General features: G+C 43.6%; 5 protein-coding genes and 1 pseudogene. All 6 read right to left on the reverse strand.

From position 1 onward, the window contains the following. Positions 1–11: 11 nt before the first annotated feature. Positions 12–2,345 (reverse strand): accessory Sec system translocase SecA2, encoded by a 2,334-nt coding sequence (secA2, locus tag G632_RS0107050; RefSeq protein WP_022768320.1) that lies wholly within the window; start codon positions 2,343–2,345, stop codon positions 12–14. Positions 2,346–2,351: 6 nt separating this feature from the next. Next, positions 2,352–3,236 (reverse strand): accessory Sec system protein Asp3, encoded by an 885-nt coding sequence (gene asp3 / locus G632_RS21060; protein ID WP_022768321.1) that lies wholly within the window; start codon positions 3,234–3,236, stop codon positions 2,352–2,354. Then, on the reverse strand, positions 3,233–4,771 hold the full coding sequence (gene asp2 / locus G632_RS0107060; RefSeq protein WP_022768322.1) for an accessory Sec system protein Asp2: 1,539 nt from the start codon (positions 4,769–4,771) through the stop codon (positions 3,233–3,235). Before asp2 ends, asp3 begins: the two co-directional genes overlap by 4 nt. Then, a pseudogene (gene asp1 / locus G632_RS0107065) lies at positions 4,761–6,312 on the reverse strand (accessory Sec system protein Asp1); the annotation flags it as partial. The pseudogene asp1 and the gene asp2, both read right to left, overlap by 11 nt. 21 nt (positions 6,313–6,333) lie before the next feature. Continuing rightward, complete coding sequence (gene secY2 / locus G632_RS0107075; protein WP_022768325.1) at positions 6,334–7,578, reverse strand: accessory Sec system protein translocase subunit SecY2; 1,245 nt, start codon at positions 7,576–7,578, stop codon at positions 6,334–6,336. 101 nt (positions 7,579–7,679) lie between these two features. Continuing rightward, positions 7,680–8,051: hypothetical protein (locus G632_RS22145; protein WP_026512443.1), on the reverse strand; the 372-nt coding region annotated here is incomplete at its 5' end.

Genomic DNA, 8,051 nt, shown 5'->3' on the forward strand with positions numbered 1-8,051 from the left:
GCCCCCATGTTTTATGGATTAATAACCTTTATTTTGCCGTCTTTGATTTCCTGAAGCTCGCCCAGAAGGATATTGCGCATCATTCCAACCTTGACGTTCTCTACCATCCTCATGAATGAAGCGTGAGCTTCCTTGTGATATTCATACATGATATTTCTCTGGGCATAGGACCTTCCACTGATGGAAAGTCTTAGCTGCTGCATATAGTCAACCTGTTCTATCCAATTGTCGTCCAGAGCCTTCAGAGTCATTATCTTATAAAAATATACTTTTTGCATATCACTTTTCAGTTTCCCTATCTGATCTTCCAGTCTCGATTTTGAAACATCCATGAGATATTTTTTCAGGCTCTTTTTGTCATGCATATCATTTTCATTAGGTCTCGATTTAATGTCGTAGCATATATGGTCAAGTATGAAACGCACCACATCAGCTACAGCAGGCATCTTCTTATATTCTTTAAGGAACTCGTCTATCACATGCTCCTGTACGCCAAGAAGATACTCCTCATCCATGTTCTCCATATCTATTATACTATTCCTCAAGGAATAAATAAGGGTCCTCTGGATTTTGCTGCTCTCAGCAAACTGGGTGGTGTTTTCTCTGCCTTCTTTTCCAGCAAGCTCACAGTTTCTCTGTGCCTTACGGATCTGAAACGCCAGCCATCTGGTCTTCACCTGACCACTGCCTCTCTCAGCAAGGTCCTGTAGCTTCTCTGCACCATAGTCCTTTACCAGCTGGTCTTCAAGTGATGTATAGAAAATACTGGTACCGTTATCTCCCTGCCTTCCGGAACGTCCCCTGGCCTGTTTCTCTGACCTGAGGTTTGCAGCTATTCCAACGCCTATGACGGCAAGACCACCCAGATCATTAACGCCTTCACCAAGTCTTATATCTGTCCCCCTACCAGCCACTGATGTGGCGATAGTCACAGCTCCACGCTGCCCGGCTTCTTTTATTATGTCAGCCTCCTTGGCCACATTGTAGGCATTGAGCACATTGTGAGGAATGCCCTTTTTTAGAAGCTTGTCAGAACATTCCTGCGAAACATCAATAGCATCGGCAATAAGGAGCACAGGCCTGCCTTCCTCATGAATCTTTTCAGTTTCCAAAAGTGCTGCATCAATCTGATCTCTTTTGTTGTAAAAACAAAGGTTCCTGAGGTCTTTCCTTCGCACCGGTTTATAAGTCGGGATTCTCACCACATCAAGTCCATAGACATCCATAAACTCAGCTGTATCATCGGCAGCGGTTCCTGACATTCCCGCAATCTTTGGGAACAGGTTGAAGAGAGCCTGATAGGTGATAGATGCCATAGCTCTGCTCTCCTGTGTTATCTCAACATGTTCCTTTGCTTCGATTGCCTGGTGCTGTCCCTGCCTGAGCTTGGTGTTCTCTAAGATTCTTCCGGAGCTGGCATCCAAGAGTTTGATCTTACCATCCTCTATCAGATAATCTTTCTGTGAAATGTTCAGCATATGTGCTCTCAGTGCCAGAATAATGTGCCTTACCAGCTCAAAGTTTTCCTCTGCAAAGAGGTCCTCCTTGGAGTAAAAGAGCTGTGCCTTATCTATACCCACATCGGTCAGATATACCTTTTTGCGCTTTTCGTCAACCTCATAGTCCCCTTCACTTAAGGTAGTCACAAACAAATCAGCTGTCTCGTACATGTTTGAAAGAACTCTTGGGGCTCCTGAAATAACAAGAGGCATCTGTGCACTATCTAAAAGTACTGCGTCAGCTTCATCAATTATGACGTAATAATATGGACGCAGGAACCTGTCGTTTTTAGTTTCCCCCAGGTTTTCCGTCAGATAGTCAAAACCTAGTGCACCATTTGTAGTGTACAGGATATCAGCTGCATAAGCTGCCTTTTTTTCTTCAAGAGTAAGCATTTCAGCCATATCCTCTTTTACACCAACACTTGTAGTAAGTCCCATGAACTTAAACAGTTCGCCCATCTGCTTGCCGTCACGGCATGCCAGATAGTTGTTCATGGTGACCAGTATGGTGCTCTTTCCGGTAAGGGCATTTAAGTACAGCGGCATTGCTGCCACAAGGGTCTTGCCTTCTCCGGTCTTCATCTCAGCTATCTTGCCCTGATGCAGCGCAATAGCACCAAGAACCTGCACATCTCTTGGATACATGCCCAGTACCCTGTCAGCAGCCTCACGAATCGCAGCATAGGCATCGATCATTATCTTATCAAGACTCTCACCCTTATTAAGCCTTTCCTTAAAAGTGGCAGTTAAACCGCTCAGCTCACTTTCAGACAAGGCTTTCATTTTCGATGCCAATTTATTTATTTTTTTCAGGATTTTGTTGTAGGACTTTATCTTTTTCATAAATGATTATGTGAATTTGCCTTTAAAAAGTCTTCCTGTCTTGTCGCTTAAGGGATCCATGAGGGATTTTACCAGATCATTCTTTTGCCCTTTGTTTTCCCCATACACTATATTTTCCAACCTGCCTTTAAGCTTTCTTGAGGAGCTTCCATATGTATAGAGTTTTACATTTTTGCCCAGACGATTGGCAAATATTGCAGCACTCTCATTGGATTTTTCGCCATAGCCTATGACGGCAATCTCTTCCTGTCTGGTGTCCAGCTGAAGTCCATCTATGACGCTGCTGTTCAGGGCAATGGCGTCAGCTCCCTCGCAGGTCAGTATCACACGATTCCTGAACCTGAGAAGAATCCGTTCCCGGGGGAGAATATAACTGCTTCCTGTAGGCTCAAGTACTATGATGTACAAGCAGGCGTCCGGATCTATAATTCTGACATTCTTTTCAGCTTTAGATTTCTTCTGAATCTCGATATGATGAAATATCAGTTCCTTTGCACCGGCATTTATGAGCTCAAGATCATAGGCAAATGCCCCCTTGGGGCACTCCAGCTCAGCAGTACTATCATCTATGAAGACTATTCCTGCCTCCTCACCCTGTCGGTCTAAAAACCTGAATCTGAGTTTTACGCTGCCTTCAGGTTTATAGCGTACATAGCTTCTGATCTCGTACTTCTCTCCCTCTTCAAGAATCGGAAGCTGTGGCTCATGTCTTTTCGCCTGATAATTGAGATCTGACTGCCACTTTCTGATGACACTACCCGGAGGCATTAGTAAATTAGAGAAATTCACCGTTCCATCAGGTTCAAAAACAATGCTGCTGCCATAAAGGTAGGAGTCAGATGCCAGATTGTCCCAGCGAACTGAGTATATTATGGAGTTTTCTGCCTTCATGTGATATCCCTGTTAAATGAGTCCTTGAAGACCCTGACATACCTCGATCTGAACCACTCAACAACGCCTGCGGTATTATCGTTGTGTCTCCCGGTCATTCCCTTTCCGTATATAGTGATTTCTTTACTGGAAAGATGATTTACCAGATCCTCATAACCCGTGAGATCATAGTCGTCTTCTCTCATATATGAGATGGCAAATCTGGTATTGGAAAAGTCCGCGCTATCGAACTTATCCCAAAAAATATCGTTTCCTTCCTTTATCTGCGCCGGTCCAATCCCCCCTGCGATGCCCTTAAGGACATCCAGAGATGTGGGGAAGCCTCCCGGTCTGTGATATTTTTCGTTATAAGCTATGCTTCCCAGGTTGGCAAGGGGCTTCCCAACTATTACCTGATAAGGTAGAAAATCAGGGCTGTAATACAGTGCTCCGGTTGACCCCATAGATATGCCTGAGAGAACCAGCTGCTGATTTGTAAACCCCAGCTTATCAAGGGTACTCCTGATAATATCCTTTATCTGCTCTTCATACTCTTTGCTGCCCATATAGAAAGCTCCGCCTTCCAGCCTTGGGTCTCCCAACAGTAAAAATGGTGCTCCCAATGCCTTCATCATGTAGTATCCCTCAAAGCCCTCAGCAGTCCTGTAACCTGAAAAATAAACACATAATGGAGGTTTTCTGTCCATGGGGTCAAAGTAACTTATGATTTCTTCCTTTGAAGCATCTTGTCTTTTGTCCCCTCCTGTCTTTAGGACCCCAAAACCCAGATGACTGTACCTAAAATGAAGATTTCCAACATTTATCCGGCCTTTCCCCCTTACCTGAAGCGAGAACGCCAAAACAGTTTTCATGCCACTATCTTCCAGCAACATTGTCTCATCAGGATTTTTAAGTTCATCCTCAAAGATCCAGGTAAAAGCCACCTCATCAAGACTACCTGAAACAATGCTCCTGACAACAAGCCTTATGTCCACCGCTTCATCTTTTGTATACTCAAGCCACAACTCCAGCGGTTCGCCCTTGTCAAGTGGGACATTATACCTCCAGGTTACCAGGGATGACCAGTTGTTTCCAAAATCACCCTCCATGCATACGCTACGGTTTCCATCAAAATAAATTTCATTAACAAAGCGTCTTGATATATCAGCATCAAATGTATGCAGTTTTGCCCCATACTGACCGCCGAAAAACCTCTGTGGAAGTCGTCGAAAAAATTCATTAGCCATTGCATCGTCAATGACAACCCCCATCTTTCTACCGATAAGATTTACAAATTCGAAGCTCAAGTTGCTATCCTTGTTATGACAAAGTATCAGGGAGTATGGCTCAATGGCGCTCTCCATCTCATATATTTCGCTTATCTCTTCCTCCAGAAGTACCACTTCAAAGGAAGGAAGCTCTCTGTTTTTGATTAGCTCCGGTATTTCTGCACACTCAGAAGGCGAAATATGATGCCAGTTGACCTGTGGTGGAAGCACATATTTAGCTTTAGTATCAAGTAATCCGATATGAAGAAGATTGATGTTATAATCCATTCTCTATCCGCTTTCTCATGTTAGCGACAAGTTTACCCGCTGCATAGTTCTCGGCCTGGCTTACACAGTACACAAGTGCCTCATTCCAGTGGGCAAGCCCCTCCAGATAATAGCTCATAGCCTCTTTGAGATGGGCGATGTTGTGTATCATATAGCCGTTCTTCTGATCCTCGATATATCTTGTGGTTCGGTAGTTAATCTGTGGAATCCCCACGGAGATTCCAGCAATCTGTATATACTGGTCAGGATCGTCCCTTATATCTACAACTAGTCTGATATCTTTCAGTATGGACATGACATCCGACTCATTGGTGTAGGTCTGTATGAAGATCTGCGGTTCTCTCTTATTCTCTTTCTCCCCGGCCTCGTTCTCACCTAACGCAATCTGATCAGCGTCATCATAGACATAGATTGGAGTTCCTTCAAGGGTGGCTGCCTTTTCTTTCATCTCATCCTTGAGTTTTCTGATAGCTGCATCCGAGGTATCCTTGGTACCAACAATCAGCATGATTCTCTCATCCTCCTGTAGAAGATTAAGCATCTGCATGATACCCCTGGACCGTATCGGCTCCACCATTCCATCCTGCGGGAAAAAGACCTTTAGTTCTCTAATCTGTTGACTCTTCCCCAGAGAAAGTCTTGTATCAAAAGGCGAGATATCCATTATCCTGCTGCCGACCTTTACCTTCTCATTTATTCTGGATGCCAGCTGCTCTGTATCAGTTATGATAAGACTCGCGCCCTTTGTGTCCTTTTTCAGCTGTTCTTTATTCTCTATGTTATATCGATCACCATAAAATGACATGACCATGACGCAGCCTTTTGCAGCTTCCATAACCATGCGGTTGTGCCTTTCATCAGCTGCAATATGTACCACGTCTTTCTTTTTATCAAGCTGTGACATTTTAGCTTTAAGTACTTCCATAATAAGGTCGTCTATTACGGCGTACTTACTGCGCTTTGTCCTATATTCAGCTGTCTGTTCCACTACAACACTCTTTTCAGGATATTTTATGGTAAACTGAAGCTCCCCGGTTCTGTTATAAAAGAGCTGCTCCCCAGGATTATTTCCATTCCATTTCATAATACTGGACATAAAGCCTCTGTCGTCTATATAGAGTCTCGTTCATTTTTCCCTCAGAAAAAAGATTAATTTTCAGAAGGTTCCCGTGTTGTCCAAAATCCACTTCGGCATACAGCTCCCCATCAACATAACCGGCTACAAGGAATGGGCTAAGCATCCATTCAATGTTCTCAGGCCAGTTTAGGTCTCTGTAGGAAAAAGTGCAGGGTGTATCCCCGGAAGTGTTCTGAAGACGATCAAAAGCATTCCAGTTCTTTATGGGCCATATTCCCTGTCTGTGCAGGAAATACCTGGTCTGGGGACCATATCCCAGAGAGATGAGTCCCACATCCACGCCCTCGCTTCGAAACATACTTATGTGGTTTACGGTATCATCGAATTCAGACTCCTTGCCAACCCTATACCACTCCCTGGCTGGCATTTTCCATGATTCATCAGATGCATACCAGGATGGAATGAAATAATACATAAAAAGACCTCACAGAAAAGTTTTATAGTCACGAAAATTTCTATAAACCCTGATCTCTTCAAAGACATTCAGCGATATACCTGTAAGTATGATCATGGTAACAGGCATCTGAAACATCTTTGAACTGGAACTGTTTGCTGCTTTTATAAACAGTGGAATTCCTACCATCAGGCACTGCATTATGCAGCTTAGAAATGCACAAAACCTGATGTTTCTATTTATAAACTTATGTGTTTCTTTTCCCGGGCGCATGCCTGCAATACAGTCACCGCCCTCCAAAAATTGTTTTGTAAGTTCTGAAGGATTTATCATTATGAAAGAAAATCCAAAATTCAAAATAATAGCCATCAGTAGATAAAACAGAATACCTATATAGTTTTCCAGGCTTAATTTTACGCTAACAGCAGTTAAAAACGCATGATCCGGCCAGATTTTAAGCAAAAGCTCGGCTATATAGTGTGGAATCATAAAGAAAGTCATTGCAAACATGACAGGCATTGTTCCCGCAGGGTTGAGCTTGATAGCAATATAATTCTCATCTGCGAGATCGTTGTTTATCAATACGCGATAGACAGGAATCCTGAGCTCGGCTCTTTCAAACAACGTAGTGGCAAAGACAATGAAGATCAGATATGCTGCGGGAGCAACTCCAAACAGAAGAATGGTCTGCCTGGTGACATCTGTCCACTGCGGCTCATAAAGATATGAAATCAGATTGTTCCTGAATGTTGTAAGAATATTTACAAAAATTAGTGCTGAAGTTCCAGCTATTCCGGACTGAGTAATGCTCTCACCAAGAGCTATGACAGCGAATGTACCTCCCACAAGAGTTATAACAGTAGCAATCTCTGCCATCCATATATTAGGAAAAATGTCCTCCCTGAATGTAAACTTATCCATAAGGGAACCGGCCTGTATTAGCGCCATAAATATTGTGACAATCAGCGTAATACGCCTCAAAAAAGCCTTTGAAATGATCCTGTCCTTACCTCTAAAAAAAGATGACAATATCTGCATCAGGATCATTGATGTGACCCAGGGGCTTATTCCAAGCGAAAATATGGTTCCTCTGCTGACATCAGTTCCAAGGATACTCTCCGTATATGCAAACAGGGAATCAGTAGGGACATCCGAGGTCATGATCCATGGTATCGGAACTTTGCGGCCCAAAATATATATGCATACGATACACAAAGTGTAGAAAAACCTTCCCGGCAAAACATTATAGTTGTTGTTTTTCTTATCTCGTTTCATGCCTATCCTCTGACTTCTTCAAAGTAAAAGTAAGGAGGCATATGCTAATGCATCTGCCTCCTTATATTTTATATTACGAATAGATTAGTGGCAATATTAAGTTACTCCTCTTCCTTTTTGCGGGAAGCTACTGCGACTGCACCGATAGCTGCTGCACCAATTGCTGCTACTTTGCTAACAGTATTTGTCTCGTCACCTGTTCTTCCTCTTCTTGCACCGAGAACTGCGGCACCATCGCCTTCTATTTCTCTGGTTGCTCCAAGGACAGCTCCAGCAGGAGCAGGTGCTGCTACAGCGCCTTCATCTGCAGGAGATACAGGGCCACCAGGTACAACAGTAGGAACAACTGGTGTTCCTGATGAGCTTGCACTAGCGGATGCGCTCTCAGACTCGCTTACGCTGGTTGATTCTGACTCGCTAACACTTGTTGATGTTGATGCACTCTCACTTGCTGAGGTTGATGCACTCTCACT

It is taken from the genome of Butyrivibrio sp. NC2007, from assembly GCF_000421405.1.
Taxonomy (GTDB): domain Bacteria; phylum Bacillota; class Clostridia; order Lachnospirales; family Lachnospiraceae; genus Butyrivibrio.

Bases quoted from the DNA above. Each gene is read 5' to 3' on its own strand.
- secA2 (WP_022768320.1), bottom strand. From the start codon at position 2,345: ATGAAAAAGATAAAGTCCTACAACAAAATCCTGAAAAAAATAAATAAA.
- asp3 (WP_022768321.1), bottom strand. From the start codon at position 3,236: ATGAAGGCAGAAAACTCCATAATATACTCAGTTCGCTGGGACAATCTG.
- asp2 (WP_022768322.1), bottom strand. From the start codon at position 4,771: ATGGATTATAACATCAATCTTCTTCATATCGGATTACTTGATACTAAA.
- secY2 (WP_022768325.1), bottom strand. From the start codon at position 7,578: ATGAAACGAGATAAGAAAAACAACAACTATAATGTTTTGCCGGGAAGG.